General features: G+C 40.5%; 16 protein-coding genes and 1 pseudogene. 13 read left to right on the top strand and 4 right to left on the bottom strand.

Translation table 11 applies throughout. The annotated features are described in order from the left end of the window. Positions 1-183 precede the first annotated feature (183 nt). Positions 184-990, top strand: coding sequence for a hypothetical protein (locus tag VSA01S_RS07345; protein ID WP_039981785.1), 807 nt, complete (start codon positions 184-186; stop codon positions 988-990). An 88-nt stretch (positions 991-1078) separates the two neighbouring features. Then, entirely contained in the window at positions 1079-2011 is a 933-nt protein-coding gene (ypfJ, locus tag VSA01S_RS07350) for a KPN_02809 family neutral zinc metallopeptidase (protein WP_039981786.1), read from the top strand. Between the two features lie 58 nt (positions 2012-2069). Here the strand turns inward: ypfJ and VSA01S_RS07355 are convergent, their stop codons facing one another. Then, complete coding sequence (locus VSA01S_RS07355) at positions 2070-2978, bottom strand: LysR family transcriptional regulator (protein ID WP_083932261.1); 909 nt, start codon at positions 2976-2978, stop codon at positions 2070-2072. Between the two features lie 171 nt (positions 2979-3149). On the opposite strand from VSA01S_RS07355, the gene yjjG reads away from it, so the two are divergent. The 5 genes from yjjG (at position 3150) to VSA01S_RS07380 (ending at position 9132) form a co-directional block, all read left to right on the top strand. Next, positions 3150-3824, top strand: a complete 675-nt coding sequence (gene yjjG / locus VSA01S_RS07360; RefSeq protein ID WP_039981788.1) for a pyrimidine 5'-nucleotidase — start codon at positions 3150-3152, stop codon at positions 3822-3824. A gap of 24 nt (positions 3825-3848) precedes the next feature. Beyond that, a complete protein-coding gene (locus VSA01S_RS07365) occupies positions 3849-4550 on the top strand; it encodes a UTRA domain-containing protein (RefSeq protein WP_039981789.1) in 702 nt (233 codons plus the stop codon). Positions 4551-4620: 70 nt separating this feature from the next. Beyond that, positions 4621-5745 carry a M14 family metallopeptidase gene (locus tag VSA01S_RS07370; RefSeq protein ID WP_039981790.1) on the top strand — a complete coding sequence of 375 codons (1125 nt, stop codon included), beginning with the start codon at positions 4621-4623 and terminating at the stop codon, positions 5743-5745. A gap of 492 nt (positions 5746-6237) precedes the next feature. Next, positions 6238-7200, top strand: coding sequence for an outer membrane beta-barrel protein (locus tag VSA01S_RS07375; protein WP_039981791.1), 963 nt, complete (start codon positions 6238-6240; stop codon positions 7198-7200). An 846-nt stretch (positions 7201-8046) separates the two neighbouring features. After that, positions 8047-9132 carry a methyl-accepting chemotaxis protein gene (locus VSA01S_RS07380; protein WP_039982764.1) on the top strand — a complete coding sequence of 362 codons (1086 nt, stop codon included), beginning with the start codon at positions 8047-8049 and terminating at the stop codon, positions 9130-9132. 194 nt (positions 9133-9326) lie between these two features. Here the strand turns inward: VSA01S_RS07380 and VSA01S_RS07385 are convergent, their stop codons facing one another. Together VSA01S_RS07385 and VSA01S_RS07390 are read right to left on the bottom strand one after the other, a co-directional pair. After that, positions 9327-10697, bottom strand: coding sequence for an L-serine ammonia-lyase (locus VSA01S_RS07385; RefSeq protein WP_039982763.1), 1371 nt, complete (start codon positions 10695-10697; stop codon positions 9327-9329). 155 nt (positions 10698-10852) lie between these two features. Further along, positions 10853-11770 carry a LysR family transcriptional regulator gene (locus VSA01S_RS07390; protein ID WP_039982761.1) on the bottom strand — a complete coding sequence of 306 codons (918 nt, stop codon included), beginning with the start codon at positions 11768-11770 and terminating at the stop codon, positions 10853-10855. Between the two features lie 401 nt (positions 11771-12171). On the opposite strand from VSA01S_RS07390, the gene VSA01S_RS07395 reads away from it, so the two are divergent. The 5 genes from VSA01S_RS07395 (at position 12172) to tdh (ending at position 19392) form a co-directional block, all read left to right on the top strand. Next, on the top strand, positions 12172-13578 hold the full coding sequence (locus VSA01S_RS07395; protein ID WP_039982760.1) for an aminotransferase class V-fold PLP-dependent enzyme: 1407 nt from the start codon (positions 12172-12174) through the stop codon (positions 13576-13578). A 51-nt stretch (positions 13579-13629) separates the two neighbouring features. Further along, positions 13630-14556 (top strand): transporter substrate-binding domain-containing protein, encoded by a 927-nt coding sequence (locus VSA01S_RS07400; protein WP_039982759.1) that lies wholly within the window; start codon positions 13630-13632, stop codon positions 14554-14556. Continuing rightward, positions 14556-16898: a bifunctional diguanylate cyclase/phosphodiesterase gene (locus tag VSA01S_RS07405; RefSeq protein WP_039982757.1), complete on the top strand. Its 2343-nt coding sequence runs from the start codon at positions 14556-14558 to the stop codon at positions 16896-16898. The genes VSA01S_RS07400 and VSA01S_RS07405 overlap by 1 nt, the downstream gene beginning before the upstream one ends. 238 nt (positions 16899-17136) lie before the next feature. Continuing rightward, positions 17137-18330, top strand: a complete 1194-nt coding sequence (locus tag VSA01S_RS07410; RefSeq protein ID WP_039982755.1) for a glycine C-acetyltransferase — start codon at positions 17137-17139, stop codon at positions 18328-18330. Positions 18331-18360: 30 nt separating this feature from the next. After that, positions 18361-19392, top strand: a complete 1032-nt coding sequence (gene tdh / locus VSA01S_RS07415; RefSeq protein WP_039982754.1) for an L-threonine 3-dehydrogenase — start codon at positions 18361-18363, stop codon at positions 19390-19392. A 111-nt stretch (positions 19393-19503) separates the two neighbouring features. On the opposite strand, the gene VSA01S_RS07420 is transcribed toward tdh, so the two are convergent. Then, positions 19504-20340 carry a phage integrase gene (locus tag VSA01S_RS07420; RefSeq protein ID WP_443098122.1) on the bottom strand — a complete coding sequence of 279 codons (837 nt, stop codon included), beginning with the start codon at positions 20338-20340 and terminating at the stop codon, positions 19504-19506. A gap of 130 nt (positions 20341-20470) precedes the next feature. On the opposite strand from VSA01S_RS07420, the pseudogene VSA01S_RS20185 reads away from it, so the two are divergent. Next, positions 20471-20662, top strand: a pseudogene (locus VSA01S_RS20185) (replication endonuclease); the annotation flags it as partial.

Raw genomic sequence — 20662 nt, forward strand, 5'->3', positions numbered from 1 at the left:
ACTAAAGCTTGACGGCTCAATCAACATGGCGGCCTGTTAGTGATAATAATCATCAATTGAAGCACCTCTCCTGGCGTTTTGTGGGTAGAGTGAGTCAAAAATGAAATTGCTCACCTTTAATGAGTGATTTGTTGTTTGATGGTCTAAATTAAATAGGTAGACAATAGTTAGGAGAAGCCTTACATGTTTAAACGTTTATTGTTTTGTCTTTTAGTTACTGGATGGATGACGGCGTGTGATAGCGACACAAAAGTCACCAAAGGTATTGAGATCGAAGGTGCAGAGATCGCACAAAGTGAGCAATGTGACTTAGAAGCGATAAATTTATTAGATTTTGAACCTTGGAAAAGAGAAGAGGGCTGGTGGGTAGGAGAATATACCTTTTTAGGAGCTGATGGTAACCCAAATATTTCCAATAGTTGGCCTTATCGATATGACCACTACAAAGGCTTTATTCACTTAGAAGTGATTGGCAATAGTATTAAACAGCGTAATGTTTTCCTTTATCCAGCAAAAGTGGTTAGTGAGTGTGCCGATGACAGCGATGTGATTGGGTCCGGTGTTTGCGGTGTGAATGGTAATGAGAAAATTTTTAGTGCAGACCAAAGTGCTTCTGATTGTAAAGGTGGACTCGCTGGGGCCTATGAAACGTTTGGTTTGACAGTTAATACTTTGACTACTTTGATTGGTGACGATTCGGTCTTATATCAAGTCTACATGCCAGATGGCAGCATTATGCAGAATCAATTAACAACACTCCCTCCTAACGATACGAGAGTTCGAACTGCTCAAGGCTTTTTTGCTAATGCACCGACCTACGCCAGTTTTTATCGTGAAACGAAAGTCTCAAAAGAAGAATTTATTCAGCAACTAGCAGATGCAAGAACAGAATACGGCATTCTTGAGGTCGATTTTTGCGGATATGATTCCGCAGGGCAGCCTAGCCAAGTGACTTGCGAAGAACATTTTGGCACTAATGTGAGTCCATAAAGTTTGCTTTATACCCAAGTAACCTCGTTCTGAATCAAACACCTTGAGGTCACTTGGGTACATATTTTAGTGAAAAGGTATTTCTATTATGCGCTGGAGAAAAAGCCGTCAAAGCTCAAATATTGAAGATCGTCGTGGTCAGCAGAGAATGAGGAGTTCTGGAACTACTGGGTTTATGGCTACGCAACTTGTTCGTTTCTTTCCTTTTCTTTTGAAGAGTAAGTTGGGGCGAGTTGTGTTATTCGGTGCTGCTATTTACTTTGGTTATCAAACTCTAATCGGAAATGACAACCTAATCGGTGACATGATGGGGATCTCACCAACAGAACAAACCAGAGACTCTCCTTCATTGGGAACCCTTTCTTCAGGACAGGCACAAACGACACAAACTTTAAAGGACGAACATGGCCAATTTGTTGCCACAATTTTGGGAACAACAGAAAATGTTTGGCAGACTTTGCTCCCTGATAGGTACCAAGAACCTATTCTTGTTTTGTACAGTAATTCGACGATGACGGCTTGCGGTTTAGGTAAGGCGATATCTGGACCATTTTATTGCCCAGCTGACAGCAAAATATACCTAGATTTGAGCTTTATGGACGAACTGAAAAATCTAGGAGCTCCGGGTGATTTTGCTTTTGCTTATGTTATTGCGCATGAAGTAGGACACCATGTACAAAACCTTCTTGGTATTAGTAATCAAGTCCATCGCTTGAAGCGTCAATCTCCTCCTATAGAAGCCAATCGGCTGAGTGTGAAACTAGAATTGCAAGCGGATTGCTATGCAGGTGTATGGGGATATTATGTTAACAATGAAATGCAGTTATTAGATCCTGGTGATATGGAAGAGGGAATTGCAGCCGCGAATGCGGTTGGCGATGATCGTTTACAAGAAATGGTGGGTCGAGCGGTACAGCCTGAAACCTTTACACACGGAACCTCTGAGCAAAGAATTACTTGGTTCAAAAGAGGTTTTGAAAGTGGTGATATCGATCAGTGCCGTACATTTAGCACCAACTGATTTTGTTTAATGCAATATCCGAGAGTTAAGTTTGAGATGAGTTTACTTTTTGTAGTCATTAGTATTCATCCCAATAGGGTGTACTATGGCCGAACTTTTCACTCAAAAAATCAATAAATACCCGTACTTTGAGTGGTAAATGCTTACGCTCAGGATAAACTGCATATATAGCATGTTCAGGCAGTGAATAATCGTCCATGAGTGACATCAAGATGCCTTTCTTGATGTCACGAGCTGCAATAAAAGTAGGGAGCTGCGCGATTCCACTCCCTCCTAATAATAGCTGCCTTATTGCTTCGCTGTTATTGACGACCACATTCCCTTTCGGAAGTACTTTTACTTTTTGCCCATTGTGAAAGAAAGTCCATTCGACCCCTCCACGAAAATAGGCATAACGGATGCAGTTATGTGCAACTAAGTCCGAGGGTTTGGTTGGTGAACCATATTGTTGGAAATAAGAAGGTGAACAGCATAAGACGCTTTTACAAGTGGTCAGTCGCTTTGCAATGAGATTTGATAGTGAAAGCTCTCCAATACGAACCCCTAAATCAAAGCCATGTTCAACGAGATCGACCATTGCATCTTCCAGTTGTAGATCAATATCTATTCCTGGGTAATTGGCAAGAAACTCACTGATCAATGGAGCAATGTGTAAACAACCAAAAGACATTGGTGCGGTGATTTTTAGTTTGCCTTGAGGGGTACCTTGAAGTTCTGATACTGCATCAAGGCCCTGTTGAGCTAAATGCAAAGATTGAACCGCATAATCATAATATAGGTGTCCAGCTTCGGTAAGGCTGAGTTTGCGGGTTGTCCGATTGAATAGGCGAATAGCCAAGACATCTTCAAGCTGGCTGATGCGTTTGCTGACTGCCGATTTGGTTAAGTTGAGCTGTTTTGACGCTAATGAAAAGCTACCGCATTCTACTACAGTGACAAAAATCGGCAATGAAGCCATGTTGTTCAAGCAAGATTCCTTTCTTTGATTGCGTTATTGCTAGGTTATATGCCCTAGCATCCTAATATATAGATAGGGGTTGATAAAAAGGAAACAATGAATTTCCCTTTAAGGTCATTACTTATAAATTGAAAACAATATAAACTAAGCGCCTGAAACGTGATAATAATGGAAACGATAATGAATTACGATTGGATCTTGTTTGACGCTGATGAAACCTTATTTAACTTTGATGCTTTTAAAGGTTTACAGCATATGTTTTCTCTCAAAGGCGTTGATTTCACACAGCAAGATTTTTTGCATTATCAAGCTACCAACAAGCCATTATGGGTTGATTATCAAAATGGTGCTATTACCGCTGATGAGTTGAAACATAGGCGTTTTCTTGAATGGGCGCAGAAACTCGATACAACGACAACAGAGTTAAACAGTGCCTTTTTAGAGGCGATGGCAGACATTTGTACTTTGTTGCCTGGAGCAAAAGAGTTAGTTGAAAAACTGCATGGCAAAGTGAAGATGGGTATAATTACTAATGGCTTTACAGAACTGCAAGCAATTAGGCTTGAGCGCACAGGAATGACCCCATTTTTTGATTTGGTCGTTATCTCAGAGCAAGTTGGTATAGCGAAACCTGATTTGGGTATCTTTGAGTACGCAATGACACGTATGGGCATGCCAGCGAAAGAGCGTGTACTTATGGTTGGAGATAATCCAGACTCAGATATTATTGGTGGTCAGAACTTTGGCATCGATACGTGTTGGCTGAATGTGTCAGGAGCAAAGTGTGCGGAAGGTATCCATCCTACTTACACTGTCAATTCACTATCGGAACTTGCGCAACAATTATCATTATGAGCGGTATAAGAATAAAGGGCATGTGTGCAATACATAAAAATTAAAGAAGCTATCATGGAGCAAATCGATACAGGTATGCTATCGCCCAGGCAAAAGCTTCCTGCTGAGAGAAAATTAGCGGAATCATTTAAGACAACACGTGTCACGTTGCGAGAGGCGTTGTCATTGCTCGAAGCCGAAGGACGTATCTATCGTGAGGATCGTCGAGGTTGGTTCATTTCACCTACGCCACTTTGCTATGATCTTGAACATTTTTGTGATTTTTCCATTATGGCTAAAGCGCAAGGGTTTACTCCCGAGATTCAGCTTGTGAGAGCAAAAACGCTTCTTGCTAACAAGCATGCTTCACAATTATTGGGTCTATCCCCCTTTTCTGATATACATAGTATTGAACGCATTTGTTATTTGAATCAGCGTCCGGTCATGTATGTAATAAGTTATGTTTGTCCTGAGCAATGTCCAAACTTATTGGAATTTGATTTAAGTCAGTCGCTGACAAACCTTTACCATCAGCAGTATGGTCTGCATGATCAAACAACCAGATATCGATTTTCTATACAAACTTTGCAAGGAGAAGTCGCACAATTACTGAGAGCGACTCCAGGAGCACCAGCGATGGTTATTGAACACATTCGTTGTTCAGCGAATGGTTTAGTGTTCGGTTGTGATATTGAATATTGGCGTCATGATGCGCTCATTGTTGAATCAAAGTCCGCTACTGCCTAACCTTATCAGTCACCAATCTACGCTAATTTTTTAAGCGGTGGCTGAATTTTTAAAGAAAAGAGGAGCTATGATGAAAATCTTTAGTAATTTCGATAGTGGTAGTATTGAGATTGTAAAGTTGGATGATAAGAATGATATTCAGCTCAAGATTCCGAAGGATAATTTATCAGAATTTTATCAATGGTTTCATTTTCGCCTTGAGAGTGAAGCTGAACAGCCACATACCATTAAGTTACTAGACTTAGCAAAATCAGCTTATCCTGAAGGTTGGCAAGGCTATGATGTTGTGGCTTCTTACGATCGTGAAGAGTGGTTTCGGGTGCCTGCTGAGTTTGATGGCGATACGTTGTCTTTCACTGTGATCCCAGAAAGGCGTTCAATCTATTTTGCCTACTTTGCGCCTTATACTTACGATCGACACTTAGACTTACTACACATGGCGCAGAGTCAACACCATTGTAACTTAGAAACCTTAGGTCATACGTTGGATGATAATGACATGAGTTTGCTGGTTTTTGGGGAAGCAGGTCAAAATAAAAAGAAAATTTGGATTATTGCACGCCAACACCCAGGAGAAACAATGGCTGAATGGTGTGTGGAAGGTATGATACAGCGATTACTTGATGAGAACGATATGGTGGCTCGAGCACTGCTCGAACAGGCTGTACTGTATGTTGTGCCAAATATGAACCCAGACGGTAGCGTCCGAGGACATCTGAGGACGAATGCTGCAGGAGTTAACCTCAATCGAGAGTGGCAATCACCTTCAATGGATAAAAGCCCTGAAGTTTTTCTTGTACGGGAGAAGATGCTCGCAACGGGTGCTGATCTTTTTCTGGATTTGCATGGTGATGAAGCGCTGCCTTATAATTTTGTTGCAGGTTCCGAGGGGATTCCCTCTTACAATCAACGCTTGTTGGAGTTGGAAATAGCGTTTAAAGATGCGCTATCAACCATCACTCCAGAGTTTCAAGATGAAGTAGGATACGATAAAGATAAACCTGGCCAAGCGAATTTAACCGTTGGTTCAAACTGGGTCGCAGAGCAATTTAAATGTTTATCTTACACGGTTGAGATGCCCTTTAAAGATAACAACAACTATCCTGACCCTCTATACGGCTGGTCAGCAGAGCGAAGTGTGTTGTTTGGCCAAGATATTCTGGCTGCAACCCTAGCTGTTTTAAGCAAGATCTGAACAAAAAAAGCACAGTGTTAGTATGATAACTGTGCTTTTTTGTAACCTTTTCCCCACTCATTACTTATGTGGTGGTTTGTTTATTGTCCTATTTGTGTTCTTTTTGATCTGATATTGTTCACTCTTTGCTTAACGATAAAAAAAACTAATCGTTTCAATAAGAAATCTAATTTACAATAAAGTTGATTGTTCTGTTAAAGTGGGTTTTGAGATTTGCGTCACAAAGTTACCGCAGTTCGATCATCTTTGTTGACCAGACATTTTTGCCATCAATCAAAATGGTGAAATGAGACTGGCTGGATGATAAAGAGGGGAGTTACAGTGGAGTACTCATGTCTTGCCTAAATTTTGTAAAGGCACTGTTGAGAGACATTAGTTCAAGCTTGTTGGCGTAGTTTTAAATCACTTGAAATAGCGTCGGTTTTTGCTTTGTGTTTGACGACTATAACGTTGTACCAATATCAAGCACACCTTCGCGCTAAAGGTAAAATAATGAAAAAAATTGCTCTTGCAGTGGCTACCATTCTTGCTGGTGGCGTAATGTCAAATGTTGCTCTTGCAGATACATACATCGGTGGTAAGCTAGGTTACAACTCTCTAGATGATTCTTGTCATCTCAACGCACCTTGTGATGACGATGCTTTTGCTGCTGGTCTTCACTTGGGTTACAACTTTAATGAGTACATTGCTGCTGAATACGGTGTCGACTACCTAGGTGACTTTACTGGTAACTTCAACAAAGCTGGTAAAAACGTTGTTGATGGTGATCTATGGGCGATTACTCTTGCTCCTAAATTCAACCTACCACTTAACGATGCTTGGAACCTATTTGCAAAAGTAGGTGGCGCTTACATGATGGCTGGTGACGAGAAAGATTTCGTTCCAACTGGTTCTCTTGGTGCTGAATACCAAATCAACTACAACTGGAGCCTACGCGCTGAGTACCAACGTTACCAAGACATGTCTGATAACATCATCAAAGATATGGATGCAAACTTCTTTGGTCTAGGTGTAAACTACAAGTTTGGTGCTGAGCCAGCCGTTCAAGAAGTTGTAGAAACTCGTCCAGCAACTCGCATTATTGATAATGAGTACCCAGCTCAAACTGCAACGGTTCAGTTCGACCTAGAAAGTGCTGAAGTTCACAATGCATCAGTAATCAACGGTACTGTTGAGGTAATGAATACTTACCCACAAGCTCAAGTTGAGATTACCGGTTATAGCGATACGACAGGGACTGAAGCTTACAACCAAAAGCTAACTGAAAAACGTGCACAAGCCGTTGCTGAGGAATTCCAATCTCGAGGTATCACTGCTGAGCGTATGTCTGTTAAAGGCATGGGCGAAGCGAACCCAGTAGAAAGCAACGCAACTCGTGCAGGTCGTGAAGCTAACCGTCGTGTAGAAGTTGTTGTTCCTGCGTTCCAATACCAAACAACTGAAGAAGTTAAATAAGTTATTTTAACTTTTTAATTTTAAAGCCAGCGCTTAGTCGCTGGTTTTTTTGTGTTTTTTCTCAAATCAATAAACCGTGCTTTTTCTTGGTTTTGTCGCAAACTTTCGGATACTCGGCATGATTAACCCAAAAATCAATACTAAAGACTGGTTCTTATGTTTAGAAGCTGCCACTTCCCTTCCAAAATTATCCTTGAAACTATTTGGGTGATGTTGAAACGAGGGTAATTTGAGATTGAAGGAGAGACTGCCTTTGAGCGATTTTCAGATCTCGCAGAATGATTGTATCTGGAGGGTTGATCTGTCAAGTTTTTAGCTATATTTGCGACAGAATCCAACAGCCTAATGTCGTGTTATTTTCGTTTATTTTAATTATAACTAAATCCAAATTAATTCTTATTTTAAAATTTTTTATAATATATAAGTGTTAATTTATTTTATATTGATTGACTGTACTAGGTATTATATTCAAGTTTGAGAAAACTAGTAGACTACAGGCGCTTTAAGAGAGCATCACAGAAAAGGTCATCGTTTGGACAGCTTAATGATGAAGTACTTTGAGTTGTTTTAATTACATAACAATCATTAATATAGTTAAATTAATAGGCAAAGAAAAACGTAACACTGATTATAGCACGAAGGATTACCTTCATTTGGACCATATTAAAGTACTAAAATGTGATGTGGGCTATAAATAGAAGTAAATGTTATATAATAGTTTCAATAATAAAAGCATATATAATGATATGTTTAATCTAATTTCATGAAAATATTTTCAAAGCTTGCTCTTATTGTATAATCAAAATATAATCAACAATATTACACTTTGTTACAAATGATGTCTCCATGTTTGGAATTAAAAAGCTTAAAGCTGAAAATAATGCGTTAAAACAAGAATTAGCGGCATTAAAAAATAAGTATCAGGACGACGTGATTGCTGTTGAAAATCAGCTTCAAGAGGCCAAGCAATCTGCAACACTGGCGCAGAAAAACTTCCAAAGCCGTGATGATTTGATGCTGAGTAGTCTTAGAGGTGGCACCATGTTGCAGACAATTCGAACTGAAATGGTCGAAAGTGCGCAGTCAATGGCTCGAGAGAGTGAGGACCTGAAACAACTTGATGACATGTTTCAGCAAACTCACCAAGCTCTGGGTCATTTGGACGATCGTGCTTGCAAGATAAGCTCCCAAGCCTCGCAAAGTAGTGAGTCTGTGCTTATTTTGGATCAAACGGCGACGTCTATCTCACACTTAGTTTCGAGTATTCAAGAAATCTCGGATCAAACTAACTTGTTGGCTTTGAATGCTGCGATAGAGGCTGCTCGCGCAGGTGAGGCAGGCAGGGGCTTTGCTGTTGTTGCGGATGAGGTAAGAACGTTAGCAGGAAAGGCCAGTGAAGCCAGTGAACAAATCGACACACTGGTGAAGCAAGTGTTAGCGCAAGTTGGAACGATTAAAACTTCTATCGATGCGAACCGAGCCTGTGCCGAAGAAGTTTCTACCTCTTCTGCTCAAATTGGCGCAATCGTGAATGAAGTTGTCGTTAAATCTGAACATATGAAACAAGTTATCCATTTGGCATCGACAAGAGCATTCCTTGATACGGTAAAGCTCGATCATGCGATATGGAAGAATAACATTTACCGCTTGTTACAAAGCGGTGCTTTCTCCGAAACCGTTAACAGTCATTCGGAGTGTCGATTAGGTCAATGGTATTACAAAGGAGATGGTTTGAATTACAGCCATCTACGAAGCTACAAACTGATCGAAGAGCCACACAAAGGCGTTCATAATAGCGGTCGTGAAGCTATGAAGCATGCAAATAATGGCGACATGAATGGTATGGTAGAATTCATTAATGCTATGGAAGATGCCAGTGAAGAAGTGGTTGTTCAAATTGATCACTTAATGAATGAGATTGTTGTTCAGTAAGCGAAGTATAAGAAAACATTAAATAAAGTGTGAAAAATAACGCCCGGTAATTGGGCGTTTTTTGTATATTTATTCATTGGCTTCTTATGGTGAGGCTTTTCGTTCATTCCACTTGTGTCCGATTTACACTTTTCTTATTCATGCCTGTCCTCGTTATTTGTTTTCACGTTATTTGCTTCACGTGTCTGTCCGCGTTATTCGCAGGGAGGAGAAAGTTGAATAACCGCAAGCCCGCCAAGGGATGTTTCGCGATACTTCTTGTTCATATCTTTCCCTGTTTGATACATGGTTTCTATGACTTTATCGAGTGAAATTAAGCATTTGCTGTTACGTTTTAGAGCCATGCGTGAAGCATTGATGGCTTTCATTGCCCCCATTGCGTTCCGCTCAATACAAGGAACTTGAACCAGCCCTCCGATAGGGTCGCAGGTCATGCCTAATGAATGCTCCATGGCTATTTCTGCAGCGATACACATCTGTTCGTTACTGCCACCACGAAGAGCTGTTAATCCAGCGGCTGCCATAGAAGAAGAGACGCCTATTTCACCTTGACAACCCACTTCTGCGCCAGAAATTGAGGCATTAGTTTTATATAAAATACCGATAGCTCCAGCAACCGCAAGAAAGTCTTTGAGCTGCTTTGTATCAAGGCTTTTGATAAAACGATGGTAATACATCAGTACGGCGGGTATGACTCCGGCAGCACCATTAGTTGGTGACGTGATAACTTGGCCACCTGCTGCATTTTCTTCACTGACAGCAAAAGCAAATAAGTTAATCCAGTCCATGATCGCCATTGGGTCACTCTCAATTGAGCTGTTTGCTTCTAGTTTTTTGAGTAGATTAGGGGCTCGCCTTGTAACATTTAATCCACCCTCAAGCACTCCTTCTGTATCAAATCCACGTTGCATGCATTGTGTCATTACTTGCCAGATTTTGTCTGTTTTACTGTTAATTTCAGCTTGATCGTGAAATTTAAGTTCATTTTGCAAGATCATACAGCCAAGGCTTAAACCATGCTTATCTGCTTTTTCTATCATTTCTTCGGCAGAGTTAAACGTGAACGGTACTTTAATGGTCGTTTTGTTATTGCTGTTTTCTAATTCATCAGCAGTGGCGATGAACCCCCCGCCAATGGAGTAATAAGTTTCAAATTCAACCGTCTGCATTTTATTGTTTAGGGCGGTAATTGTCATACCATTCTCATGCAGTGGTAAATTTTCGCTATGAAAAACTATATCATGGTCGTAGTCAAAGGTAATTTCATGATGACCAGATAGCATTATCGTTTGATTAATAAGAACTTTTTTCAAAGACTCTTTTGCATTACTCATGTTTATTGTGTCGGGTTTATTGCCCATTAAACCCAGTACTGTGGCTCGGTCAGTATGATGGCCTCTACCTGTTAAAGATAATGAACCATAAAGATCAACCTGTAGTTTATAGACAGTGTCCACTTTATCCGCCAACAATTGTGTAAAATGGTAACCTGCCAGCATTGGGCCGTTCGTATGTGAGCTAGATGGACCAACACCAATTTTAAAGATATCGAATATGGACAGCATCATTTTTCCCCTTAGAGAGTAAGAGCTTTTAATCGAAAGCTCTTTGATGTGAGATTTATTGGATCAATTTACCCCAGTTTTAAGGTTATACTGAACTGCCCTTTAGTGCTGACTTTTAGACATAATAATATGCTAAAGTAGATGTATACGATATTTTACTCTGATTGGCAAAGGTGTTGGGTGATAAAATCTATAAAGACACGCAAACGAGCAGGAATATACTTCGACTGCGGATATTGCATAGCAACTGCACCATGATAATTACTTTTGATTGTCCAGTCAGATAGAACCGTAATCACTTCTTCTTGTTCTAAGGCTTCTTTAATCACAAAGTCATGAAAAATACCAATGCCTAATCCTGCTTTCACACCATTTAAGCGCATTTGAGAGTGGTTAACTGCGTATCGACCGTGGACTGGAATTGAGTGGAACATTTCTTCTTTATAAAAAGACCAAATATTATCTTTGTTGTTTTCAGCGAGGTAAAGGCAATCATGTTGCTTTAAGTCCACAGGATGCGTTGGCGTTCCATTTTTAAAGAGATAATCAGGTGAAGCACACAGTATGAGGCTGGTTTTGCTGATTTCTCGTAGAATCAAGTTTTCATCAGGTTTATCGGTAAGTTTAAAAGCGACATCAATGCCCTCACGAAACAGATCAATTTCTCCATCGGCGACCCTTAATCTAAGTTCGATATGCGGATAATGTTGTAAAAAAGGCAGAACGAATGGTTGTAATACCGAATTGAGAAAAGCTTCCGGTGCGGCTACAGTCAAAGTTCCAGTAGGTTCAGTATGGTCTTGTTCAGAGATTTCAATGGCGAGTTGCGCTGCATTCACCATAGTAACGCTTTGTTCATAAACCTTACTGCCTGCTTGAGTAATGAGTAGATTTCGAGTTGTTCTCTCAAAAAGTTTTACAGAAAGGGCGTGTTCTAGGCGAGTAATTAACTTACTGAGAGCAGAAGGCGTTACTCCCAGTTTTTTAGATGCAGCAGTAAAACTTCCTTCGTTGACAACGAGAATAAAGGCCGCTAAGTCGGGCAATAAAGCAATAAGTTTTGGATTGACCATAAATCATATGTTTAGAAAAGTATAAACACAGTATACCTTGAGATAAACGTATCAGCGAGTGAATGGCTTATGGTTTTATTTGATAAAAATATCACTTTTAGATGCAAAGTCGAGCTCTGGTTAAGATTTTGAGTGGTTTTTGGAAGTTATTGCTTAGGTAATGTTACCAACTTGTTTCAATATAAAATAGTAGCAAATAAAAATGAGCAATAAGTCACTTAATTACTGATAAAGAGTCGACGTTATTAGATCACTAGAATTAGAATGTTATTCTGTAAAAACTTTTTTATATGCTTAATCAATTTTGTAACTAAAGAGTTTGAGTCCAATACGAGTTTCTCAGTTCAAACACTAATAATTTGTGCGAGCATCATTCTCATATTTTTATAAGGATAAAGTGGATGCTGGAGCAGGCACTTACAAAAACTAACCAAAGTCGTCGTAATTTTATTAAAGGTGCGGCAGGTGCTGCTGTAGCAGGTATTGGTACGTCTGTTTTTTCGAGTTCAGTTCAGGCTAATTTAGAAAGCTTAGATTGGGAACATTCAGCACAGGCCATTGGTGCTCACAAAGGTTTTTGGAGGAAAGTAAAAAAGCAATTTGTTTTAGATAAGCAAAGTACTTATATGAACGTAGGTACAACCGGCTCAATGCCAAAACATGTTTTAGAAGCTTATGACCGTAATAATACATTGGTTGCTAAAAACCCTTGGGATATGAAAGATAAATTTGGTCCGTTTCCACATGTTGAAGAAATGTACCACACGATAGCTCCGGGTTTTGGTGCTGGGGCTGAGGAGTTAGTCCTAACCCGAAACACGACTGATGGAGTGTGCTCGATTATTAATGGCCTACATTTTGAGCCGGGTGATATAATTTTGACGACCAATCATGAGCATGTTGCGGTTACATCACCATTACATGTTGTTGCACACCGTTTTGGTGTTCAAGTTATAGAAGTACAACTGCCAGTGTTTACTGGAACAGAAACAGTAACAGAGAAGGATTATATCAATGCATTTCGTGATGTGATTGAAGCCCATCAGAATATTCGCTTGATGGTTTTTTCCCATGTGACCTACAAAACGGGGACTGCCTTACCAGCTAAAGCGATTTGCCGAATCGCTAAGAAGCATTGTATTCCAACTTTAGTCGATGGAGCACACACAATTGGTATGCTGGCTTTGGACTTTCATGACATAGACTGTGATTTTTATGTTGGCTCGGGTCATAAGTGGCAGTGTGGACCTGGAGGTACAGGAATTCTCTACATTAGAAAAGACGCAAAAAGACTTAATGAGTATTGGCATGATCGTGAGACACCATTGTGGATGATTAACTCATCAATTTCTCACTCTGAACACCTTAGCAAACAACTCAGAATGCAGTACGTAGGGAATGATAATTATCCAGCAAAACAGGCCTTGACTGACAGTTGTAAAATGTGGGATCAAATTGGCCGACAATCTATTCAGGATCGTATCTTAACATTAAGTAAGCAGTGTAAAGCACAGATCCGAAAAGTATTTCCTCAAGCAACTGTGTATTCACCCGGTGTGGAAGGTTTAATGAGTGGTTTAACCACATTTAACCCTTTTTCTGATGTGACCAATGAAGAGCAATTGATTCTTTTCCGCGATCGTTTACGTGAAGAGTACGGCTACATTATACGTACAACCAGTTTTAAACTGACGAAAGAAGACCTGAAAGAAACTCATGCATTGCGTATTTCAACGCATTTATTTCATGATGATCAGGATGTAACAGGCCTAGTAAAAGCCATGAGTCGATTGTATTACACACTTTGATCGAGTCATGTGTGTTTCTTAATATTGGGAATTAAATCAACAGGTATCAGCATGTTAAACAAGATATTTAAGTATTGCTTAGCAAAAGGAATTACCTCGTTCATTTTTTTCTCTCCCTTGCTCTTGGCCAATGATCTTAAAGGTATTCAAGAGCGAGGTGTATTACGTCATATTGGTGTTTCTTATGCCAATTTTGTCTCCCATATTGAGCAGGGAGAAATCCAAACGCTAGCTGGCTTAGATGTAGAAATTATCAAAGGTTTTGCCACCTCGATAGGAGTTCGTTATGAATATGTCCCTGCTCAATGGAATAATGTTGTTGGTAAATTAGTCGGTCAACATATTGAATATAAAGATAAGTCTGTTGTTATGGGGCGAGCGATGTTGATCGAAGGAGATCTGATTGCGAATGGCGTAACGATTCTTGATTGGCGCAAGGAAGTCATGGATTTCTCAGACGATTATTTTCCATCTGGAGTATGGCTGGTGGCGCGTACGGATTCTTCTATGAAACCTATTAAACCAACAGGTTCTATTGAAGAAGATATTCGTCAAGTGAAGCGCTTGATTGACGGTCGAACAGTGCTGGCAATGAAGCATTCCTGCCTTGACCCAAATCTTTACGAGCTACATGAAACCAAGGCCGATATCATTCTCCCTGATGGCCGTCGTCACCTTAATGAGATGGTCCCTGCGATCATGAAAAATGACGCAGAGAGTACCTTGCTTGATGTCGCTGATACGCTAATAGCAATGGAGAAGTGGCCCGGTGAAATTAAAGTGATTGGCCCTATTTCAAAAAATCAAAAAATGGCAGTAGCATTTCGTCACAACTCACCAGAACTAAAAATCGCATTTAACCAATATTTAAGTGCGATCAAGAAAGATGGTACTTATCAAAAACTAGTGGAAAAATACTATCCATCCATCTTTTATTTTTATCATGACTATTTCTCGGAAAATAGTAAAAATAAGTGATGAGAAAACTTGTGAAAAAAACATCAAGTAAACGAATAATTATTATTTGTGCTGGTTTAATCTCAGTCTATTTAGCAACAATTATTACAATGACGGGGCTAGGTCAAAATAAACTAAAAGACTCTCAGCATCGTGAGCTTGGTTTGCAAGTAAAAAGTTATGCAGGAATGCTAGATAGTGTCTTAACCATAGCAAAGGAAGATATGATTCATCTTTCAACAGATAAAACACTGCAAACATTCTTTGCTAACCTTGCGTCTGGTATGTCAATGGAATACGGTTTGGGTGCAAGCTTGATCAATCTAAAGCAAAAGCTGAAAGCTAAAGCACAGGTAAAGCTGCAGAACGAACAACTTTTGTATCAAAGGTTAAGCTTGATTGGTTTAGATGGCAAAGTGATTGCTACTACAGGAAAAAAGGAGATTTCTTTATCAGAAGTCGCTGAACAATTAAGTAAACAACGCCTCAATGTGTCGAAACGGCTTCAGATAATAGAAGAAAGTGGACGAAAATATATTCGATTGACTCAAAATGTACTTTTTTCTGGAAAACGTGTGGGGTACTTAATTGCTGATCTTGATAAGAACACCGTGACGTCATCATTAAACAAGAGTAATCAAGAGGGACATAATAGCCGTTTGGTGCTGAGATTGGGTGATGAAGAAATAATATTTTGGGATTTGAACAACCGTGATAATACTGGGGGTAACAGACAAATTCTACATAAGATCGATGGTGATCTACAAGAAAGCATCTACTTTTCCGTCCCCGATGAGAAAAACCAATATAATTTAATGGCCTGGTTTGAACCTTTCGATAAGAGCGATCTTTATACCTCAAAACTCTTTATCACGATACTCAGTATTATCGCTATTTTGATGGTTGCAGGCCTCTTATATGCGTTTTACCTCAACAACAACCGTGTAGAACTAAAGATCAAATTAGAAGAGGAGAAACATCGTAAAGACTTTCTTTCTCAGCAAAACCAACGTTTAACCCAAGAAATTGAACGTCGAAAGTTTTCTGAAACAGAACTTGCCTTCTTAGCCAAACATGATGCATTGACTGGGCTTCCGAACCGTTTACATGGCTCAGAGCGATTGAGCTTAGATCTCTCTAGAGCCAGTCATTTCGGTAGCAAAGTGTTAGTCATGTTTATTGATTTAGATCACTTCAAACAAATTAATGATTCAATGGGGCATTTTGTTGGTGATGAAGTACTTAAACTAGCCGTTGATCGTCTACAAGAAGCTTTAAGAGATACTGACTTTTTAGCCAGAATTGGTGGTGATGAATTTCTTCTTATTGTGCCTGAGCTACAAAATTTAAATAATGCTAAGCATTTTGCTGCAAAAATATTGGCGGTATTCCAACAGCCATTTATTTGGCATAATCACGAGTTCTTTTTGTCTGCTAGTATTGGGATGTCTGTATTTCCTGAAGATGGTGAAAAAGTAGAGCAACTGCTTGCCTGTGCTGATATGGCTATGTATCGTGTTAAGCAAGAGGGTCGTAATGCTTTTTGTTTCTATAACCAAAATATGAATCAGGATTTGCAACGTTTTCTTGACCTAGAAAAACGCTTACGCCATGCCATATTGTACGAACAACTCAGCTTATATTATCAACCTATTATTAACTTACACAGTGGCAGAATTGTTGGCGCAGAAGCCTTAATGCGTTGGAATGATGTCAAGTTGGGCTCAGTCAGCCCTGATGAATTTATCTCAGTCGCAGAAAAAAATGGCTTGATACACCAATTAGGTGACTTTGCAATTCGACATGCTTGTCATCAGGCGGCACGGTGGCAATCTATCGCGCCCATATCGATTTCGGTTAATTTTTCTAGTGTGCAGTTCAGATATTGCGAACGCTTACTTGAACGAATTAAACATCACCTGAGTGAATCGGGCTTACCCGCTGAAAAGTTTGATATTGAAGTAACCGAAGGTTTATTGTTCAGTGATACTAAAGAACTAAAAGGCTTATTAGATGATCTTAAAGCTTTGGGAGCGAAGTTGGTTATCGATGATTTTGGTACGGGCTATTCAGCGCTGAGTTATTTACAGAAGTTTCCATTTGATCGTCTTAAGATAGATCGAAGTTTTATGCAAAATATGTTTGAAAACGATTCTGACCGTGCATTGGTCAAAGTTATTATTGCGATGGCGCAAGCGTTGAAACTTGAAATCGTTGCGGAAGGCATAGAAGAAAAACGGCATCTGGAATACTTACAAAACTTAAATTGTGAGCTTGGCCAAGGTTTTTACTTTAGTCAGCCATTGCCCGCTGAAGAATTTGAGTTATTACTTAAGCATTCAAATGAAGAATGTTTATATTAAAATCAATGTAATACCACCTTGGGTTTTTATTTGTGCCTTGAGTTCATTAATGTTTTTCCATCTTGAGGGATAATCGTTATTTCTTGCTTCAATTACACTGTATCCATATCAACGAAAGGCACACTAGTTCAGGTATCGCCTCTGCTGGTTAATGATTCACCTCATCCAATGAACTGATATTCGGGTGAGTCGAAGTAGGGCGTCGATACATCATCAGAATCGAAATAAGGAAAAGCGAATGTCTGCTGACTTTTACCAACAAATTGCCCAGCAAATAGAAGAAGTGAAAGAAGAAGGTTTATATAAATCTGAGCGTATTATCACTTCACAGCAACAAGCGGCAGTGAAGATTTCTACGGGTGAAGAAGTATTAAACTTCTGTGCTAATAACTACTTAGGTCTTGCAAACCACCCTGAGTTAATTGAAGCCGGTAAAACAGGCATGGAAGCACATGGCTTTGGTATGGCTTCTGTTCGTTTCATTTGTGGTACACAAGATATCCATAAAGAGCTAGAGCAGAAACTGTCTAAGTTTTTAGGCAAAGAAGATACCATTCTTTACACCTCATGCTTTGATGCCAATACTGGTTTGTTTGAGACCATTTTGGGCAAAGAAGATGCGATTATTTCTGATGCGTTAAACCACGCTTCGATTATAGATGGGGTTCGTCTATGTAAAGCGATGCGTTTCCGTTACGCAAATAACAATATGGAAGAACTTGAGCAACAATTGATCGCGGCAAAAGAAGCGGGTGCTCGCCATATTCTTATCGTTACTGACGGTGTCTTTTCTATGGACGGTGTGGTTGCGAACCTGCCGGTGATCTGTGACCTTGCAGAGAAATACGGCGCATTGACCATGGTTGATGACTCACACGCAGTTGGCTTTATGGGCAAAACAGGTGCAGGAACACACGAGCATCATAACGTTGTTGACCGTATCGACATTATTACAGGCACACTCGGCAAAGCGATGGGCGGTGCTTCAGGTGGTTATACCTCGGGTAAAAAAGAAGTGATCGACTGGTTACGTCAGCGTTCTCGTCCATACCTATTCTCTAACTCGGTGGCTCCTGCGATCGTTAATGCATCTATCCGAGTGTTGGATTTGCTTGAAGAGAGTGGTGACTTACGTGACCGTCTATGGGAAAACGCAGCGCATTTCCGTGTTCGTATGGAAAGTGCAGGCTTTACAATGGGCGGAGCTGATCATGCGATCATTCCAATCATGCTGGGTGATGCAAAAGTAGCTGCAGAGTTTGCTGAACGTGCTCTAGAGAAAGGCATCTACGTGATTGGATTCTCATTCCCAGTCGTACCAAAAGGTCAAGCTCGTATCCGTACTCAAATGTCTGCGGCACATTCTCGTGAGCAGTTAGATCGTGCTATTGATGCGTTCATCCAAGTTGGTAAGGACATGGGCATCATCTAAGGTTCTAGGATCTTGAGTTAAGGTTATATTATGAAGATTAAAGCGCTATCAAAGCTAAAGCCTGAAGAAGGCATCTGGATGACCGAGGTTGAGAAACCGGAGATGGGTCATAACGACATTCTGATCAAAATCAAGAAAACCGCTATCTGTGGGACAGACGTACATATTTATAATTGGGACGAATGGTCACAAAAGACAATTCCAGTTCCTATGGTAGTGGGTCATGAATACGTCGGTGAAGTTGTGGCGATTGGTCAGGAAGTGCGTGGCTTTGAGATTGGTGATCGTGTTTCCGGTGAAGGTCACATCACATGCGGTCATTGCCGTAATTGTCGTGGTGGTCGCACTCACTTATGCCGTAATACCATTGGCGTGGGTGTAAACCGCGAGGGTGCTTTTGCAGAGTACCTTGTGATCCCAGCTTTTAATGCCTTTAAGATCCCGGAAGGTATTTCTGATGATCTTGCGTCGATCTTTGACCCATTTGGTAACGCGGTACACACTGCGTTGTCGTTTGATCTCGTCGGTGAAGATGTCCTAATAACAGGTGCTGGCCCAATTGGCATTATGGCGGCAGCTGTTGCGAAACATGTAGGTGCTCGCCATGTTGTTATTACAGACGTTAATGAATACCGTCTAGATCTTGCACGTAAGATGGGTGTCACGCGTGCAGTCAATGTCGCAGAAGAGAATTTAGAAGGTGTGATGTCAGAACTCGGTATGACAGAAGGTTTTGATGTTGGTCTAGAGATGTCTGGTAACCCATCTGCGTTTAACTCCATGTTAACCACTATGAATCACGGTGGTCGTATTGCGCTACTGGGTATTCCACCATCAGACATGGGCATCGACTGGAACCAAGTGATCTTCAAAGGCTTGATCATCAAAGGTATCTATGGCCGCGAAATGTTCGAGACCTGGTACAAGATGGCTTCTTTGATTCAATCTGGCTTAGATCTCTCACCGATCATCACTCATCACTACAAGATTGATGACTTCCAAGAAGGCTTCGATGTCATGCGTAGCGGGGCTTCCGGCAAGGTTATCCTTGATTGGGAATAGGCAAAATTAGCTCTTAAATAGCAAAAGGCGACAGTGTAAATTGTCGCCTTTTTTACGTCTAAAACCGTTAAATAACGCTCTATTACAGTGGCTGCCGCCATTTTGTCGCCACTAATTCTCTAAAGGATTGAGGTGAACAGCTTGTATCAAATGCTCTGGAGCAAAATGAGAATACGCCATTGTCTGCTCAATTTTTGTGTGGCCGAGAATACGCTGCAGCACCAAAATATCCCCTTTATTCATCATAAAATGCGAAGCAAAAGTATGCCGTAGAACATGTGTCGCTTGCCCATTCGGAACGTGCTCAGGCAAGGCTCTTTTTATGTAACGCCAAGCATCTTTGTAACCGGTGTTAAATATGTCATGGTCGCTCACCGCTATATCTAAAATCTCTTGATATAAAGATGGTGAGATAGGCACACTGCGATTCCTTTTCCCTTTCGTATCTGTGTAAGTTAATTTGAAATCGGTTATTTGAGTGCGAGTTAGAGTGAGTGCCTCACTGATTCGTGCACCGGTGGCCAAACAAATTTTTGCGATGACAATAATTTGCGGGATTGATGCCTTGATAACTCGCTTGCAGCTCTGCAGATTATCAAAGAACTCTTCGATTTGTGGCTTGGTTAGATAGGCAAGATGCTTTTCACTGGTTTTGATAGGCTCGATTGCTTCAAGTGGGTTGGGGTATTTCCACTGATTGTACTTAATCAGCTTCTTGAACATGCCCTTTAGATAAATCAGTTCAAGGTTATGTGTGGTCGGGGATACCTCGATGGATTTATTTTTACCCCGATATGGGATTCGAGTTGCCCGATACGCTAGGTAGTCTCGTTCTTTAAACTGGCAGGCGATCGGGTTACCCAACTCTTCAATTGTTTTAGATATGAGCTCTCTGGCTTGCTTGCCTGATTTTAAAGTATGGCCATGGATGGTCCAACAAGTTTCCAAAAGCTAACTCATTCTTCGGTTATCCGGTTTAGTACCCATCCAGGGCTTATCGTCAATCTCTTTCATTGTGTGAAGCTCAAAGGCTGCGGCTTCACCTTTGGTAGTAAATCTCTTACGTACACGTTTCAGTGCGGCCGATCTTGGCTTTTTCTCCGCTTACATGGATTACATGGGCGGGCACCGGCTTCGTTTATCTGAGCGCCCGATCTGGTTGGTTAAAAAGGAAAGAGAAAACAAATACGGTGAAATCGTCAAGGTAACTGATGGGGTGCAAGGGTCCGGTTTGGTGGTTTATACACGGGAAACGGAATGGAAACTCGTT

The sequence above is a fragment of the Vibrio sagamiensis NBRC 104589 genome (genome assembly GCF_007990935.1).
GTDB classification, from domain to species: Bacteria; Pseudomonadota; Gammaproteobacteria; order Enterobacterales; family Vibrionaceae; genus Vibrio; species Vibrio sagamiensis.